The organism is Sorangium sp. So ce1153 (assembly GCF_051521595.1).
Classification (GTDB): domain Bacteria; phylum Myxococcota_A; class Polyangia; order Polyangiales; family Polyangiaceae; genus Sorangium.
Map to the genome: position 1 here is coordinate 1,539,570 of NZ_CP150361.1, position 17,731 is coordinate 1,557,300.

Genomic DNA, 17,731 nt, shown 5'->3' on the forward strand with positions numbered 1-17,731 from the left:
CGTGGCGGCGCAGGCTCGCCCAGGACGGGGCGTTGTTCGGCGTGCTGACCCGCATCTTCGTCGAGAGCGTGGAGCGGTTCTACGAAGAGCGCGCCGCGCGCCGAGGCGCGTGCGGCGCGGTCAAGAGCGGCGCGGTGACCGTCGTGCAACGCACGTCCGGCGACATGCGGCTCAATCCGCATCTGCACGTGGTCTTCCTCGACGAGGCTGATCACGAAGACGGCACCGAGCTCGTGTGGAACGAGCTCGGTCATCTTCCAACTCGCGCGGTCGGTCGGGTCCCAGAGCACGCCGTCGGGCGGATGCTCCGTTGCCTCCGGCGGCACGGGCATCTCGAGATCGAGCACGACGTCGAGGAGGACGACGAACCCGAGGCAGCGCTCTGTGCCTCCGCCGTCTCGGGACGAGAGCCGCGCCACACGTCGTCGCCCCGCGATGGCTCCGCGGGCTGTCGCCGTCCTCTCCGAGCGCGCTCGCGTACGACAAGCCGCACAAGGGTGATTTTTGCCCGCGAGAGGGCATCGGCGCCGGCGGGCGGGCCTGCAAAGACGGCAACCTATGGGCTAGCCGCGGACGCCGACCAGCCGGCGCTTTGGCAGCGAAGCCCGCGTGCTCTCCCAGGCGCCACGCGCGGCCAGCTCGACGATCCGCCGCACAAGCAGGGACGAAGCGTCAGCCTCCACGCTCCTCTCAAAGGTCCCGCCGCCGCGGTCATACCAGGGTTGCGCGCTCTCAAGAAGGATACGATCCTGAGCGAAGATTTTCGGTTCCTGCTTCGACCACCCGACCTTGCGGCCGAACGGCATCGGGTTCGTGACCATCCATTCCAGCCGGCAACTGTTCTCCCCGGTGGGAACGAAGTGCAAGATTATGATGGGCGCATGGAATTTGCTGGTCTCCACTGTCACCCGGTTGGGAAGCTCGTAGGTCGTCATCATGGCGTCCGGTGGGATCGGAGCCTCGGGATCCGAGGTCGCCGGCGTGAAGACCACAATCCCCCGCTCGGTGACGCGCATCTCGTACTCGTACTCCTGGAAACCCCGGAACAGGATCGTGAAGAACTGGAGATGCGTCCAGGGATGGGCGAAGTAGGGGTGGCACACGTCGACGTTGTTCTCGATCATCTTCAGGTAGTCGCAGCGCATATCCATCGCGCCCTGCATCCACCGGCGTGATGCGAAGCGCGGGATGCCCTCAAGCGGTGGAGGCGCGCCTTCGCCAAGGAAAACCCAAACATAGCCGTCGCGTTCCTCGCAAGGAAAGGATGGTACTCCGACCTTCTCGGGGATCCGGCGGTCCTTGGTGAGCGACGGAATGTGAACGCACCGGCCCTCGCCGTCGAAGCACCATCCGTGATAGCGACAGGCGATGTTTCCCTTGGTGACGGAGCCGAGCGAGAGCCGCACACCGCGATGACAACAGCGGTCGAGCAACGCGCGGGCTTGACCCGCACCATCGCGGAAGACGACAAGATCCTGGTCGAGCACGCGCACCCCACGAGGCTCTTTTGCAAGCTGCGAGGTAGCGCAGGCGGTGTACCAGTATTCTCGAAGCATGGGGGGTGCATCGGGGAGTTGCTTCGGATCGATAGCAGGGCTTGAGGGGGAATGGGACATGGAACCTTTCTGTCATATTGCGACACATAGGTCAAGTTTAGATCATTGGTGTCGCCGAACCATGCGTGAGGTCAGGCAGCCATGTTGAGTTCGCGGACGCGAGGCCGGAACCGTTCAGCGTCGCCGCCGCAATGAGCGCGCGGAGCTGCGCCCCAAGCGCCTTGCTTTCTTCGCCTCTGCGCCTTGCGCCCTTGCGTTGAAATCCGGCGCGGCGAGCACGTCGTTCTACTAACCGCGGACGTCGACGTCCTCGCCATCCAGTCCTCCAGGGCGCCGCCGGACGGCTGACACCGGAGCTTTGGAGAGGGAGGCGTTCGCAGAGCCGCGTGCCGCCCTGGGGCGGCGGCGCTCGCGAGCGATTCGGGGTGAGGGCGCCACGAGCGGAGTCCGCCCCCAGCATCCGCTGCGGGCTGCGTGGCGCGGTGGTAGGCTCGCACCATGTCTCGTCAGCCCATCTCCCTACGCCCGCTGGAAGCGACCGAGCTCGAAGCGTTCATCCGCCTCACGATCGCGGGATACGCGGACGATCGCGCGGCGGCCGTGAACGCACGAGCGGAGGACACACAGCGCAATGCGCGCAACCAGGTGGAAGCGCTCCTGCCACAGGGGCTCGCCACACCCGACCACCACCTCTATACCGTCGTGGAGGGGGACGCCGCGGTCGGACACCTGTGGCTCGCGGTGACGGACGTCGACGGCTTCCGCAGCGTCGTCGTCTACGACATCCAGCTACGAGAGGACGCCCGCGGCCGGGGCGTCGGGCGCCGGGTCATGGATCTCGCCGAGGACGTCGCTCGCGGCCTGGGCGCCCGGGACCTGGAGCTTCACGTCTTCGCGCACAACACGCGGGCGCGCAGGCTCTATGAGACCCTCGGCTACCAGACCACCAGCCTGTGCATGAGGAAGACAATCGAGCCCTCGTGAGGCTCGTCCTCATCGACCCGGCGGATCCGGATCGCGTCTCCTTCGGGACGACCCACGGGAGCGTGTGACGCACGCCCGCTCCTCGTGAGCGCGGCCGGAATGCTCCTCGGCCACGCGGGACAGCCGCCTGAGACCAGCGCAGCCGGGGCAAGGACGAGGGCTTCCCGAGCTGTCTGCCCGTGGTCGAGAGGTTGGCCCAGAACTCGGCGGCCGGGAGGCAGGCGGCCAGGGAATCGTCCTCGTTCCAGTTCCGCAACTGCATGGCTGCGCTGGCGGACCGATGCCCGTGGGCCGCTACTTCCTCGTCAGGTGCTGGCGGGCGCGGTCCATGACCATCTGCCGCCGACGACGCCCCGCACGTCGCGGTTTTGCCACTCCAGTATCCAGCCAGGGTATTCGGGCGAGAGCGCGCTCGCCTCGTCGAGCTGCTGGATGTGCTCGGGCGAGAGCGTGACCTCCGCGGCGGCGAGGTTGTCGGCGAGCTGCTCCCGCGTCTTCGCGCCGATGATGACGCTGGTGACGAAGGGGCGAGTCAAGTGCCACGCGAGCGCGACGCGCGCGACCGAGAGGCCCGTGGCGCCCGCGACGTCCCGCAGCGCGGCGAGCACGCGCGGCAGGCGGGCGCGGTCGACGGGCGGGAAGTCGAAGCTCGAGCGCCGCGCGCCCTCGGGGCCGCCCGGCTTCTCCGGATCGTACTTGCCCGACAGCATGCCGCCCGCCAGCGGGCTCCAGGGGAGGATCGCGATGCCCTCCGACTGCGCCATGGGCACGATCTCGCGCTCGATGTCGCGCCCCGCGAGCGAGTAGTAGACCTGTGCGCTCTCGAACCGCGCGAGCCCGTTCGCCTGCGCGAAGCCGATCGCCTTCATGGCCAGCCACGCGGGCAGGTTGCTGAAGCCGACGTAGCGGGCTTTGCCCGAGCGCACCACGTGGTCGAGGGCGCGCACGGTCTCCTCGATGGGTGTCACGGGATCGAAGCCGTGGATCTGATAGAGGTCGACGTGATCGAGCCCGAGCCGCTGGAGGCTCGCGTCGATGCTCGCGAGGATGTGCGCCCGCGAGAGGCCCACCTGGTTCACGCCCGGGCCCACGCGCCCGCGCACCTTGGTGGCCACGACGACCTGCTCGCGCGGGCGGCCGAGCGCCTTGAGCGCCGCGCCGACGAGCTTCTCCGACTCGCCTTCGGAGTAGACGTCCGCCGTGTCGATGAAATTGACGCCGCTGTCGAGCGACGTGCCGACGATGGCCTCGACCTCGCTCGTGCCGAGCGCGCCGATCACTTCGTAGAAGCCCTTCCCGCCGAACGTCATGGCGCCGAGGCAGAGCTCGGACACGTAGAGGCCTGTCTTCCCGAGGAGCTCGTATCGCATGGTCCACTCTCCCTTGCGTGTTCCGTAGGCATGAGCCTTCGAGCGCGCTCGAAGTCAAGGGCTGGCCGACGAAGCAGAACGAGGCCGGTGGCGCCGTTGACCTCGAGCGCGCTCAAGCTCGAACGTGCCTTCCGGCCCCGCGTCCTGCTCCACCACGCCGCTCGCGCCGCCGATCGGGGCTGCGCGTCTCCCGCCGCGTGGTCGACGCCGAGTGTGAAGCGGCAGCAACACTGGTTCTCCGGGCGTATAGAATTTGCGTCTTCCGGCGCGAGCCGACACCTGGATAAGACACCTCGGACGGAGACGTCGAATTCCTGCGGACGCGCCGCCGGAGGGGCCGGCGAGCGCAGAAGTCCCGCGCTCCTGTCCACGAGAGCCGCCGCCCGGGGCGCGGAGCACGGCCCGGGCAGCGTCTTTGCAAGGCCGCGCCGGCTGGAGGAGGTACACAATGAAAGCTCGAACCAGGGCGCGGCTCGCCGCGCTCTCCGCCATCGCTGCGACCGTCGCTGGGTGCGCGCTGTACGAAAAAGAAGACCTATCGTGGGACTCACCGTTGCCGCGGGACGACGGCCCCTCGTGGTCAGGTCCGCCCCCCCGTGTCTCCGCGGTGCCGCCGCCCCCGGTGAGCGGCGGAACGCTCCTCGTGACCGCCGACAAGAAGCTGGCAGTCGCTGCGGATCCGGATCGCGACAGGATAGCCATCCTCAATCTCTTCAGCTCCCAGGTCACCATCCTCCCTCTGGAGGAGGGCGACGAGCCAGGGCGCGTGACCGAGGGGACCGCTGGCGTCGCTCATGTGGCGCTCCGCCGGGGGGGCGCGGTGGTCACGATCGATCTGGCGACCAGGCAAATGCGACGCAGGCCCGTCTGCCCCGCGCCGCGCGGGCTCGCCCACGACGCCTCGACAGGCCTGCTCCACGTGGCCTGCGCGGGCGGCGAGCTCGTGACGCTCTCCTCCGACGTCGCCGCCCCGCCGGTCCGCGAGCTTCGCCTCGACCGCGACCTGCGCGACGTCATCGTCCAGGGGGACTCGCTCCTCGTGAGCCGTTTCCGGTCCGCCGAGCTGCTTGTGGTGGCGAAGGACGGGACGGTGGCCGAGCGCATCAAGCCGCCGGTCTACTTTGCGAGCGTCCCCAGGGGGGACAGCGGCGTCGAGCTCGGGTTCATGCCGGGGGTGGCGTGGAGGACGCTCTCGCTGCCCGGGGGCGGCGTGGCCATGGTGCACCAGCGCGGCGTCATGGATCCCATCGACGATACGCAGCCGGGCAGCTATTACGGGAAGAATTGTCAACAGAGCATCCTCCACTCGGCGGTGACCGTGATGCGCCCGCGTCCCGGCGAGGCCGGATCGCCGTTCGCTCCGGCCGTGCCCTACGTGGGGGGCATCGGGACGGGCGTGCTCCCGGTCGACATCGCTGTATCGCCGGATGGGCTCAGCGCCGCGATCCTGCACGCGGGCAGCAAGAGCGTGCTCGAGACGCCGCTCGTGACGCTCGAGCAGCGCGACGCGCTCGAGACCTGCTCAGCCTCCGCTGACCAGCGTGAGCTCGACGTGGGCATGAGCGGCGATCCCATCGCCGTCGGCTACGACGCAGAGGGAAACCTGCTCGTGCAGCTGCGCGAGCCGCCGGGCATCGCGCGCTTCGCGGCCCTGAGCGGCAAGCGGATCGACCTGATCGAGATTCCTGGCGAGAGCAGGCTCGACGACGCCCACATCTTCTTTCATCGGGGCGAGACGTCCCTGACCATGACCATTGCGTGCGCTTCCTGCCACCCGGAGGGGCACGAGGATGGCCGGACATGGTACTTCGAGTCTATCGGACCGCGCCGCACGCAGTCGGTCGCGGGCGGCGTGCTCGCGACGGCGCCGCTGCACTGGGAGGGGGAGCTGGCGGACGTCGGCGCCCTCATCGAGGAAGTGTTCCAGCGCCGGATGGGCGGCTCGTATCAGCGCCCCGAGGACGTCGCGGCGATCGCGGCGTGGATCGACACGATCAAGGACTTGCCCCGGTCGAAGCCGGAGGACGAGGCCGCTGCTGCGCGCGGCGAGGTGCTCTTCAACGACCCGACCCTGGCGTGCGGCACGTGCCATTCGGGCGAGAAACTGACGAACGGTGAGACCATGGACGTGGGCACGGGCAAGCCCTACCAGGTGCCGTCGCTGCGCGGCCTCGCGGCGCGCGCCCCGTACATGCACGACGGCTGCGCCGCGACGCTCCACGACCGCTTCGGGCCGTGCGGGGGAGGGGACCGGCACGGCGTCACATCGGCGCTCACGCCGGCCCAGATCGACGATCTCGTCGCGTACCTCGAGACGCTCTGACGCGCCGGGGCTCGCGCCCCGGCGCGCCATGCCTGCGTGCGATGGGCTTCAGCTCGATGCTGTGAGGCTCAGAACGTGCAGGTCGGGGTGGGGCCGGCGGTGAAGGGCTCCCAGCGGACGTCCTCGATCGCCACGTCCATCGGCGACTCCGAGTAGAGGAGGAAGGGCGTGTTGACGTTGGTGATGTCGAGCCCTCTGTCCGTCAGGCACTTCAGCGGGACGGAGACCTCGTGCCACTCCCCGTCCGCGATGGAGGTCAGCTTATTGGCGATGTTGATGTCGCCGAGGCAGGGATACACGCAGTGGGCCGACAGCGTGACCAGCGTGCCCTCGGGCGGAGCGTCGACGCGCGCCCGGAAGACGATCGAGGTCTCCGAGTTGTAGTAGGGCGACAGGTCGACCCCGGGCGCGCCCGCCGAGACCTGCGCGTAGATCTGGCCCGTCGCGCTCCAGGTCACCTGCTTGGCGCTGCCCTGGATCTCGCCGTCGATCGTGCTCACGCTGACCTCGCCGCCGGGCAGGGTGGCCCCCATGCCCACGTCGATTCCGCCCCAGTTCGAGGGGCCGCCGATGCGCAGCACGTAGTCGCCCTTGTCCTCGCCATCCACGAAGATCTCGAGCGGCTCGCTCGTGGTGCCGGCCGCCCCCGGGTCCGGGGCCGCGCAGCCGTGGCCCGTGGAGACCTCGGGCAGATCGTCGCCGAGCGCGTCGGCGTCGGTGGTCATGAGGCCATAGCCATACGAGAAGAGCGGCTCCTCGCCGTCTCCCCTGTTGATGGAAGTCTGGCAGTCGGCCGAGGGCCACGAGAACGACAGCTTGCCCTGGAACTCGTGATCGCCGAAGAGCACGTCGGCGACACCGCCGCCCTCGCTGCCCGGCAGCCAGGCCGCCACGAACGCGTCCGAGCGGTTGAGCTCCTTGTTGGTGTGGAGCGGGCGGCCCGACACGAACACCGTGACGATGGGCACGCTCGGCGCCTGGGCGCGGATGGTCTCGATGACGGCGAGGTCCTCGGGGTAGAGGTTCGCGTGCTCGAGCGTCTCGAACTTGCCTATGTCGCCCTGGCCCTCAGCGTAGGGCGTCTCGCCGATGACCACGATCGCGGCGTCGAAGGTGTCGGCCGCGGCGGTGCCGTCGGGGCTCAGGGTCGCGGTGCCGCTCATCCCGGCGGCCGTGATCGTCTCGTTGATGCCGGCGTAGATGGACTGCGCGTTCGGGAAATCGGCGTTGGTGTTCCCGGTGCCCTGCCAGGTTAGCGTCCAGCCGCCGGACTGGTTCTGGATGTTGTCCGCGGTCTTGCCGGCCACGAGGACGTTCATCGACTTGCTGAGCGGCAGGACGTCGCCCTTGTTCTTGAGCAGGACGAGCGACTTGCGCACGGCCTCGCGCGCCACGGCCCGGTGCCCCGGCGCGGCGAGGAGCGCGGCGTCGCCGGCGACCGGCCGGGTCGAGGGGGCGCCCTTGTTCGCCCTGGGGCCGAGGAGGCCGGCCCGCATCTTCACGCGCAGGATCCGGGTCACCGCGTCGTCGATGCGGGCGATCGGGATCTCGCCGCTCTCCACCTCTGCGATGGTGTTCTCGATGAACGCCATCCAGTCGTTGGGCACCATGATCATGTCCACCCCGGCGTTGATCGCCGCGGCGCACCGCGAGTTGTTGCAGCCCGGGAGCTGGCCGTGCCCGTTCCAGTCGCCGACGACGAAGCCGGTGAAGCCGAGCTGGCCCTTGAGGATGTCGGTGAGCAGGTACTGATTGCCGTGCATCTTGTCGCCGTTCCAGCTGCTGAACGACGCCATCACGGTCTGCGCGCCCGCCGCGAGCGCGGAGAAGTAGCCCTGGGCGTGGATGTCGCGCAGAGCCTCCTCGGAGCAAACGGTGTTGCCCTGGTCCTTGCCCTGCTCGGTCCCGCCGTCGCCCATGAAGTGCTTGGCGGTCGCGACGACGTGCGCGCCGTTGAACAGGTCCTCGCCGTCCGCCGGCCGGCCCTGCAGGCCCCGGATCATCCGGCCCGCGTAGCTCCTCACGATCTCCGGATCCTCGGAGTAGCCCTCGTAGGAGCGGCCCCACCGGTCGTCCCGCACCACGGCGAGCGTGGGGGCGAAGGCCCAGTCGAGCCCGGTGACGGCGACCTCGGCGGCGGTGATGGCGCCGATCTCCTCGATGAGAGCGGGCTCGTTCATGGCGCCGAGCCCGATGTTCTGCGGGAACAGCGTCGCGCCGATCACGTTGTTGTGGCCGTGCACCGCGTCCACGCCCCAGATGACGGGGATGCCGAGGTGCTCGCCGGGCGCGCCGCTCGTGTCGGTGGAGGCCGTGTAATAGGCGTCCGCGAGGGCGACCCAGTCGGCCACAGTCGCGTGCTTGGAGCGCCCCGGCCACGAGCCGCCGCCGTTCAGCACCGAACCGATGTGGTACTCCCGGACCTGGTCCGGCGTGATCGCCAGGATCTCGGGCTGGACCATCTGGCCGACCTTCTGCGCCACGCTCATCCGCGCGAGCAGCTCGGCGATGGCGTCCTCGATCTCCGCGTCGAGCGGGATCTCGCTCGTCACCGTTGGCCATTCGACCGACCCGGCCTCGCCGCCCGCGCCGCCGCCACCGGCGGTGCCGGTGGTGGTGCCCGCGCCGGAGCCGCCGTCGCCGCCGGAGCCGCCGTCGCCGCCGGTGCCGGTGGTGGTGGCCGCGCCGGAGCCGCCTTCGCCGCCGTCGCCGCCGGTGCCGGTGGTGGCCGCGCCAGAGCCGCCTTCGCCGCCGGAGCCGCCGGTGCCGGTGGTGGCCGCGCCGGAGCCGCCTTCGCCGCCGGAGCCGCCGGTGCCGGTGGTGGCCGCGCCGGAGCCGCCTTCGCCGCCGGAGCCGCCGGTGCCGGTGGTGGCCGCGCCGGAGCCGCCTTCGCCGCCGGAGCCGCCGGAGCCGCCGGTGCCGGTGGTGGTGCCCGCGCCGGAGCCGCCGTCGCCGCCCTCGCCGCCGGAGCCGCCGGTGCCGGTGGTGGTGGCCGCGCCGGAGCCGCCTTCGCCGCCGGAGCCGCCGGAGCCGCCGGTGCCGGTGGTGGTGCCCGCGCCGGAGCCGCCCGACCCGCCCGACCCTGTCGGGTCACCTGGGGGATCTGTGGAGTCGTCCCCACAGGCGGGAACAGGGATGATCAGGGCTGCGAGCAGCAGCCATCTGGAGTATCGATTATAATAATTCATACCAGCGCCGGAGCATGGTCCCGGCGCAGTGGGGCGTCAAATTTATAACCCCACAGTTTGCTTCTATCAGGGCCTCTGTCGGCCATCGCTCGCGCCACACCTACACGCAGACCACGATTCATCGCTTCTCGGCGGACGAGGCATTCGGTACCCTCGATCCTCCTCCCGCCATCGAGGCAGCAAGGAAGAACGCCATGTCGCAACACTGGACGATCGCAGCCGCGCTGCTCGCCTTTTCGCTGCTCGACGCCGCCTGCGCCGACCCCGAGCAGGACGCCTCCTCCGGCGCGGCGAGCGGCGCATCCACCTCGGTGAGCTCCGCGTCCAGCTCGACCGGCGGAGCCACGTCGGGTGAGGCCAGCAGCTCGTCGACAGGGCAGCCGCCCGGCGGTCCGGTCGAGGTCGACTGCCGCACCGCCGGCGACGGGAAGTCCACCCTGGCCTTCGTCAACAAGTGCGACGAGCCGCTCCAGTTCCTGGGCAGCCTCATCGACGGCGGTGAGCTCGGCCCGGGCCAGTTCGCGTGCCGCGACGTGGGCACCAGCGAGGCGCCGCTGTCGTCGCTGCGCTACTGGGCGTACGCCGGGTCGGACCCTGGCGGCGGCCGACACACGCTCGCCGAGATGACCCTCAACACCGATTTCAACGACTTCGACTGGTACAACATCAGCCACGTGGACGCGCACAACCTCCCCCTGGCGATCGTGCCCGTCGGCGTGCCGGACTGCCGGACGCTCTCGTGTCCCGAGAGCCTGCTCGCGCGGTGCCCGGACGTGGGTCGCTACAAGGACGCGAGCGGCGCGACGGTCTCCTGTGTGAGCCCCGACCGCGACGACCCCGCCAATCCCGTGGCCGTGTACTTCGAGGAGCAATGCAAGGACGCGTATTCCTGGTCAGGGGACGACCAGGAGTCGATGGCCGCCTGCGCTGGCGAGGACTACGACATCGTGTTTTGCCCGTGACACGCTCCCTCACATGCAGGGGGCGACCGGGCGAGGTCCAGCCGGAGATCGGGCGCCCCTCCCGCGAGCTCGCTGGCCAGGGCCGCGTGAAAGGTGGCCAGACGACGCTGGTTCACTCCCAGCCGGAGCTGCTGGCGGCGCCCAGGATCGCGCTCACGCCTGTTGAGAGTCAGGCTGGTTGATGCTCTCCCGCTCGGGCTGGCTGATGGCCATCGCGCTGGTGAGCGAGCGTCGGTCAGGGGCGTGATGGTCGGCCCATCGCGTCCTGAGCGTGCCGGGGTGCTCGGACGCGTCAAGGGTTCCCTCGCAGGGCTCGGCGGCTGCGCCGCCCTTGACGCGCCCTTCCGCGCCCCGGCGGCCGCGTCGCGCGGGCGATGGGCGGACGGAGCCTCCGTCGGGGGCTCCGGGCACCGGATGGGCGATGGCCATCGCGCGCGTGAGCGCGCCATCATCCTGCCTGAGCGAAAGGTGGCCTCCATCCATCATCTACCGTGAGCGTCAACAACGCCGTAGACCTGGCCGCCGTACATCTTGAACATGTGCATGTCGGTGTTCCCCATTATTGCCGCCCAGTCTCGTTGATACTCCAGCCGGGCGCACCGTAGATGCCAGATTGTCCGAAGCCTACACTGGCGTGACGATTCGGCGGTGGCGGACCGTCGCGATCTGTCGCATGTACCGATTTTTCTGCGAGATGTGAACCCGGATCGCACCCTCGCCGATCCGCTGGGCCACGTCGCTGGCCGGGAACGAGTGCCGTCCCACAGGGCGAGGTCGAGGCGCACGCCATCCTGGAACTGCTCTGACTGGTCGAGCCTCGGGAGCGGAAGGTGCTGATCCTCGTCCGCGCGGGCGAGCAGGTCAGCGAGGTCGACCGGAACTTCGGGGTGCATCGGTACGGCATTCTCACCAAACCGCCAGGCACGGAGGCGCCTCGCTGCCATGCGCAAGCGGTGGCGTCCCTTGCGGCAGATCCCACCTTCCTGACCAGATGACCCGGCGACTCAAGACGAGACTCACGCAAGAAGCGCCGCAATTGTTTTTGTGATATCAGTCCACACGAGATCTTGCTTCGATCTACTCAGTGTGCCGATTGGCTTCGATGTGGAGTTTGCGAATTGCAGATTGTCAAGCGGAGTGCCAGTCAGCACACAAGGTTCAATTAGAACAGGTATGATTCTCAATGTGCCATAAGTTGATGCGGCGAGAAGACGAGGAAGCTCTTCTTGCTGTATGAATTCGGACGCAAGAAAGTCCGCGCTTACCAACAAAATCGCTGCCACTGCGGAGTCGACTGCTTCATCCAACTCGTCTCGCCATCGGCGGCCCGGTTCAATTCTTGTGTCATCCCAGAGTTCCACACCAATTCGATGACTTAGCGGATCGAGATGGACGCGGAGCCTTTCCAGGTGGGCTTCGTCAAGGTGTGCATAGCTGATGAATATTACACGACGAGCAGGTACCCCCATCTTTCCTGCTTGTCGCATCAGACGTGGCACGGATATCTGCTGAATATAGAACCCCAGCTGGGGATCGTCGATTACGAGGGCTCTGGATCGATGATCAAAGTAAAAATGCCTGTGCCATTCAGGGCAGTCTTCTGCTATTCTAGTAATGGATTCTGGCGTCAACAGATCCTTCACCTTGCGTCGTAGCTCGGTGGGCAGAGCCTGCGGATCGTTAATCGACAGATAGCCTTCTCTAGATCTTGAGAGATGCTCAATTATGTGTATACATGTTCGATCGTTGGGTTCGCCTAGGCGCGCAAATGACTTGAGTGCCGGGTCGAATTTCAGGGCAAGCATCTCCATGACCTCGGCGATGGCCTTCTCAATGTCGCAGCGCAGTTGGGCGGGGCTTGTTTGTGTCTGAAGAAGATTGTTCCTGACGCAGATTCTAAAGCATAGTGCCTGCGCCACGTTTAAGCTCCCCGCGACTGCGCGTGCCACGTCCGTCTTGCGGTCGAAGAGGATGTTTAGCGCCAGCTCACCCTTTGTTATCATTTCTATTACGAGATCGTCTGTGACCCGACCTAGCTTAAATATATCGATTCTTGTCGCAAGGTCAAATGACGTGTTGACCAAGCTTTGACCTGTGAGGGGTATTCCAACGAGTATGAGCTTTCTGCGTTGATCGTCGACGTCCGCGAGATATTTTAGCTGGTTAATGGCTACGGAGAACGCCTCATCGCTAAGTCGATGCACGTCGTCTATCACGACGGTCCCCCTATGCCACGTCGGCAGAGCCAATATTTGATCTGCCTCCTTCGGATTGCGTGCGCTTAGCATAGTTGGCGGGCCTCCAAGCTGTCCCTCCTCACTGCTGGTCAACGAGTTGATTGCCTGCCGGATGGAAGACGTCTTCCCTATGCCAGAGGGACCCTCGACGACCACGCCGCGACCCGGCTGTGCAATTGATAGCCGAAGCCTATTGAAGCTCTCCGTTTCAACAAATGTGACGGTAGGAACTCCCGACGTTTTGAATACGTCGTAGACCCGCTGTATTTTTAGTGGTTCTTGCGGCGAGGTGGACTCGGTCGGAGTCGGTCGACGCTGAGCGACGATCTCTTCAATAACGCGCCGAGCACCAAGTGCCACATCGTGCCATGCTTCGTCGAGGTTGGCCCAAGATGTTACAGGTCGAGCCTCTCGCGGGAGCGCCTGAAGTCGTCCAAACGGGGCGGTGCGCCAGTCACATGCGCGCAGAATAATGGGAATTACTCTAGCCTCACCACTGATGTGCTTATCGAGCGCTTTTTCCACCTCGGTGCCGTAGCAATAGTCAGACGCTAGAAAGTCAGAGCTAATAAGAAGCAGAATTATATCTGCCCTATTAATCTCTTTAGATGTTTCGTCATGCCAATCTGCTCCCGGTGAGATGCGTCGATTGTGCCATACGTGTATGAATCCCTGGCGCTGGAGCATCGCCAGATGAGTTTCAAGTTGCTCTCGAAGGTGATCGTCCCTATGTGAATAGCTTATGAATAATCGCATGGGTAATACTATGTCTTATATCATTCGTTGATACCTGAGTTGTTTCGTTATTGATATGCCCCAAGTCCTCCGGGATTGAACCCGCCCGCGACGAAGCGCGCACTCGCGCGCGCACCGGCTTGCTTGCCACGGTGCGGAGAGCGAGACTAACCACTCAGCCAGAGTGCGCATCGTGATATAGCAACCGGTGAAGGTCCTAGCTGACGCGATGGTCGCGGTGCAGAGCCTGAACCGGCATACGGACCCATGTGGACATAGAAGGCTTCGTCGGTTCCACCATAGTTGGTCGCGGTACTGAACGCACCGGAGCGAGTTGACCGACGCGCTGCGTAGGCGCTCGGAGGTACCTCTCTGATCCTCGTCGCCGTTCCAGCTACCCCCATCGCCATCCCAATCTGCGAGACCAGCGGAGATGCCGTCCCGTGTCAAGACGAGCCTGCCTCCGGTGCTCCCGCAGGGGAGCTGCTCCCGCAGGGGAGCGCGCCCGGCCGGCCGTGTTCTCGGCGAGCGGCTCGTGGGTCGTTCCGTTGTGGTTGTACGTAGCCGGGATTCAGCCTGCCGCAGGCACGCGATACAGGCCTGCCGCGAGGCAAGGCATCACGCCTCTCCGATCTCGGCCCCTCGCCACCTCGACCCGAGCTGTCAGGTCGCGGAAGACCGTCCCCAGTCGTCGTAGGCCAGCTCCAGAGGCCGGGCGCAACGGGCAACGACGCAACAAAAGCGGCTTCAGCGATGGCGTCGAGCTCGTCATGGTCGATCATGCCCGAGGTATCGACGGGACCGCTCACCCCTACCACGCCAAGCGCTGGCCCGTCGTCGAAGGCCCGGCGATGGGTCGAGCAGCCGGCAGGGCTCGCAGGACTCGCTGAATGACGGCGCGACCTTCGTTCTCTCGCGAGCCTTCTGCCTAGGACCGCGTGAAGGTGGACAAACGACGCTGGTTCACTCCCAGCCAGAGCTGCTGGCGGCGCCCAGGATCGCGCTCACGCCGTAGACCTGGCCGCCGTACATCTTGAACATGTGCATGTCGGTGTTCCCCATGAACATGGTGAACCCGACCCCGATGCCCGTCTCGACGTCGGCGAAGATGAGACGAGGGGTCAACGCCGGTGTCCCTGAGCCCGGCTGGCCAGGATCGCAGCTCGCGCCGGCGCTGCAATTGAACGAGCCGCCGCCGTTCTCGATGCGCTTGCAGCCGCTGACCGTGTCGCAGACGCCGCGCGGGAACAGCCAGAAGTACTTCTCCATCCAGCCCATGAGCTCGTCCCGCGAGCTGCGGTCTCCCGCCGCGACGGGCTCCTCCCACGTGACGGTGTCCCCGCTCGCGATGAGGGCGGCGGTGTTCGAGGCGAAGTCTTGCCCGGACACCTTGTAGTCCCCTGGCCGCACGGCGATGGTCTCGATCTCGTTGATCTTCTGGCTCTCGAGCTTGAGGCGAAGGGCGAGCGGGATATCCATGCCGCCGTCCGGCACCACCGCCTGGCTCGCGGAGCTGCAGGTCTCCGTGTCGAGCGCGCTGTGAGCATACTTGAGCGCGCCGGCGGTCTTCCAGAGCCCTCCCTGACCGAGCTCGAGGGCTTCGCTGTTCTCGGTGAATTTCACGTCGTCGGCGAGGGGCAACGTCGACGGATCGTGCGCCGCGAGCGCTTCGAAATAGGCGTCGATCGTGCTCTTCAGAAGATCGCGTGTGCAGCCCGTGGCGTCGCCGCCTCCCCCTGTCCCGCTGGTCGCGCTGCCGCTGGCCACTTCGGCGGATGCTCCTCCGCCGCTGGTCGATGCCCCACCGCCGCCGCTGCCCGTCGTGGTGACGCTCCCGCCGGTCGCACCTGTCGCCGCGCCGCCGCTGCCGCCTGTCGCCGGCGGAGGCGGCGTGCCGTCATCGTCTCCGCCGCAGGCGATGAGCGCGAGCAACGGCAGGCAGCACGCGAGGGAGCGACACGCGGCGACAGGGGATCTCACGCGGTGGTCAGCCATGTCCTCGGCTACATCTCCCGATACGGCACGTCAATGCGATCTTGCTGGCGGTGGCCCCGCGCCTCCTTCGGATACTCAGCCTGAGAACAGACAAATATCGTCGCGACGGGCGCCCCTTCAATGCATGGATAATTCTTCGATATGACCCGCGCGACGCGGACGCCCGGGAGCCCTCCGCTGTCAACCGCCGGTTGACGCAACCGGTTAACACATGCGCCGCATGCCCCCGTGGCTCGCCGCGACTCTTCGGGCCAACCGCTGATGGCTCGCCGCTTGCACTACCCCCGGTCCATGAAATGTTCCGTTCTACCCATCACGCTCGGATGGGCGATACTCACTGCGCTTTCTGCTTGCGGCGGAGACTCCTCCAGACTGGATGACCCAACGCCCGAAGCTGGCAGCGGCGGCTCTGGCGGCTCTGGCGGCTCTGGCGGCAGCGGCGGTTCTGGCGGCAGCGGCGGCAGCGGCGGCTCTGGCGGCTCCGGCGTTAGCAACGGCAGCGGCGGCGGCGACGACCAGCGGCACCACCGGCGGAGACGGCGCGACCGAGGACAACATCTTCACCGTCACGACCCGCAGAGAGCTCGTCGCCGCGCTGTTCCCGAACGGAACCACGGGCCCTGACGGCACGCCGGCCGCGCCGAGCAGCACGCCGAAGATCATCTACATCAAGGGGACGATCGACCTCAGCACGGACGACGACAACAGACCCCTGACGGAGAAAGATTACGCCGACCCGGCGTTCGACTTCCAGGCCTACGTCGACGCGTACAAGCCGAGCGTCTGGAACACCACGCTGGTCAACGGCAAGCCGCCGCCGCTCACCGGCCCCCTGGAGGAGGCGAGGGCGCGCTCCGCGGACAGGCAGAAGGCGACGACGTTGATCCAGGTCGGCTCCAACACGTCGATCCTCGGGCTCGGCGCGGACGCGAAGATCATCCACGGCACGCTGTACCTCGGCGCCGGCATCGACAACGTGGTGATACGCAACGTCGCCTTCGAGGACGCGTTCGATTTCTTCCCGGCCTGGGATCCGGGCGACTCGTTCCGGCTCGACACCAGCGTGCCCGGGTGCACGGCCGAGACCCCGCTCACCTGCCCAGGCGGCCGCTGGAACTCGGAGTACGATCTGATCCAGGTCATCGGCGCCACCCACGTGTGGATCGATCACAACACGTTCAGCGACGGCGACCGGCCGGACAAGCTGTTCCCCTCCGTGTTCGAGGCGCCGCGAACAGGCCACGACTACTCGGTGCAGCACCACGACGGCGCCGTGGACGTCACGCTGCAGTCCGACCTCGTGACCATCTCGTACAACAAGTTCCACGACCACGACAAGACGAACCTCCTGGGCGGCACGGACACCGTGACCCCGCAGAACGGCTGGGGGCTCCTGAGCGTGACGCTCCACCACAACCTCTACGAGGACGCGACGCAACGCCTGCCGCGCGTGCGCTTCGGCAAGGTCCACGTCTACAACAACTACTACAAGGGGACGCTCGCGCCCTCGGACGGAGCGAAGCCCGCGCCGGACTACCCGTTCCTCTACGCGCTGGGCATCGGCCAGCTCGCGAAGCTCTACTCCGAGGCGAACGTCTTCGAGATCGCAGCCGATCCGGTCGGCCCGCCGGCCACGGCGACCAACGTCATCTCGGTCTACCACAAGGCCGGCAGCGGCGACTTCGCCGGTGAAAAGACGTACTTCTTCGACGCCGAGAGCACGCTGAACGGCGAAGCGGTGGACCTCTTCGCCGCGGCGCAAGCGGCCGCCCTGGCGGCGAACAAGCCGGAGCTCACCGCGACCGATGCCCTGTGGACGCCCGGGAGCAGCTATGAATACACGAAGCAGCCCGCGGCCGAGGTGAAGGCCGAGGTCACCTCGAAGGCGGGGGCGGGCGGGCTGTGAGCCGGCGTCGCCCGTTCGAGGCGCCGCGAGGATAACGGGAGATCGCCGCGGGAGCGGGCGCATCTGCCGAGCTGCACTTCGTGAACGCTCCGATCGCGGTGCTGAAAGAGCGCGTCCTCGCGCGCGGGGGGCCGACGCCGAGGTGCTCGCCCACAAGGTCCTGATGCTGCGACTGTCCGTTGCGTCAAGGACGAAGAGCTCTCGCGAAGGGATGAGCTCGTTACCAATCGTAACAGGTCACGGATCATCGCATAAATACAGTGCGTCTCGCTGCCGGCTCCTCGGACAGGGGCGTCCTCGCCGCGGGACCGTGCGTCCGTTACGCCCCTTTGTCGAACCCGGCTCTGCGTCACGGAAGGCCGCCAGACCGCGGGATCACGGCCAATTGCAATGCGGAAGGTCCTGTGGCGCGGAAGGGTCTGGTTCAATTTTCACGGATTGGAAGAACTCGATGTCGCTTGCGTCGCAGTTCTTC

General features: G+C 67.0%; 10 protein-coding genes. 5 read left to right on the forward strand and 5 right to left on the reverse strand.

The window, feature by feature from the left end; genetic code table 11:
• Positions 1-563 precede the first annotated feature (563 nt).
• Complete coding sequence (locus tag WME85_RS05540; protein ID WP_437835804.1) at positions 564-1,556, reverse strand: Rieske 2Fe-2S domain-containing protein; 993 nt, start codon at positions 1,554-1,556, stop codon at positions 564-566.
• Positions 1,557-2,054: 498 nt separating this feature from the next.
• Between WME85_RS05540 and WME85_RS05545 the strand changes: the two genes are divergently transcribed.
• Positions 2,055-2,540 (forward strand): N-acetyltransferase family protein, encoded by a 486-nt coding sequence (locus WME85_RS05545; protein WP_437835806.1) that lies wholly within the window; start codon positions 2,055-2,057, stop codon positions 2,538-2,540.
• 305 nt (positions 2,541-2,845) lie between these two features.
• Here the strand turns inward: WME85_RS05545 and WME85_RS05550 are convergent, their stop codons facing one another.
• Positions 2,846-3,910 carry an aldo/keto reductase gene (locus WME85_RS05550; protein WP_437835808.1) on the reverse strand — a complete coding sequence of 355 codons (1,065 nt, stop codon included), beginning with the start codon at positions 3,908-3,910 and terminating at the stop codon, positions 2,846-2,848.
• Between the two features lie 448 nt (positions 3,911-4,358).
• On the opposite strand from WME85_RS05550, the gene WME85_RS05555 reads away from it, so the two are divergent.
• Complete coding sequence (locus WME85_RS05555) at positions 4,359-6,233, forward strand: c-type cytochrome (protein ID WP_437835809.1); 1,875 nt, start codon at positions 4,359-4,361, stop codon at positions 6,231-6,233.
• Positions 6,234-6,301: 68 nt separating this feature from the next.
• Here WME85_RS05555 and WME85_RS05560 read toward each other — a convergent pair whose 3' ends face one another.
• Positions 6,302-9,421 carry a glycoside hydrolase family 3 protein gene (locus WME85_RS05560; protein WP_437835811.1) on the reverse strand — a complete coding sequence of 1,040 codons (3,120 nt, stop codon included), beginning with the start codon at positions 9,419-9,421 and terminating at the stop codon, positions 6,302-6,304.
• 194 nt (positions 9,422-9,615) lie between these two features.
• Between WME85_RS05560 and WME85_RS05565 the strand changes: the two genes are divergently transcribed.
• Together WME85_RS05565 and WME85_RS05570 are read left to right on the forward strand one after the other, a co-directional pair.
• Positions 9,616-10,383 (forward strand): thaumatin family protein, encoded by a 768-nt coding sequence (locus WME85_RS05565; RefSeq protein WP_437835813.1) that lies wholly within the window; start codon positions 9,616-9,618, stop codon positions 10,381-10,383.
• Between the two features lie 830 nt (positions 10,384-11,213).
• A complete protein-coding gene (locus WME85_RS05570; RefSeq protein WP_437835815.1) occupies positions 11,214-11,378 on the forward strand; it encodes a hypothetical protein in 165 nt (54 codons plus the stop codon).
• A 21-nt stretch (positions 11,379-11,399) separates the two neighbouring features.
• Here the strand turns inward: WME85_RS05570 and WME85_RS05575 are convergent, their stop codons facing one another.
• Complete coding sequence (locus tag WME85_RS05575) at positions 11,400-13,376, reverse strand: TIR domain-containing protein (protein WP_437835817.1); 1,977 nt, start codon at positions 13,374-13,376, stop codon at positions 11,400-11,402.
• 942 nt (positions 13,377-14,318) lie between these two features.
• Positions 14,319-15,350 carry a hypothetical protein gene (locus tag WME85_RS05580; protein ID WP_437835819.1) on the reverse strand — a complete coding sequence of 344 codons (1,032 nt, stop codon included), beginning with the start codon at positions 15,348-15,350 and terminating at the stop codon, positions 14,319-14,321.
• A 376-nt stretch (positions 15,351-15,726) separates the two neighbouring features.
• On the opposite strand from WME85_RS05580, the gene WME85_RS05585 reads away from it, so the two are divergent.
• Entirely contained in the window at positions 15,727-17,256 is a 1,530-nt protein-coding gene (locus WME85_RS05585) for a pectate lyase family protein (protein ID WP_437835821.1), read from the forward strand.
• The last annotated feature ends 475 nt before the right edge of the window (positions 17,257-17,731 follow it).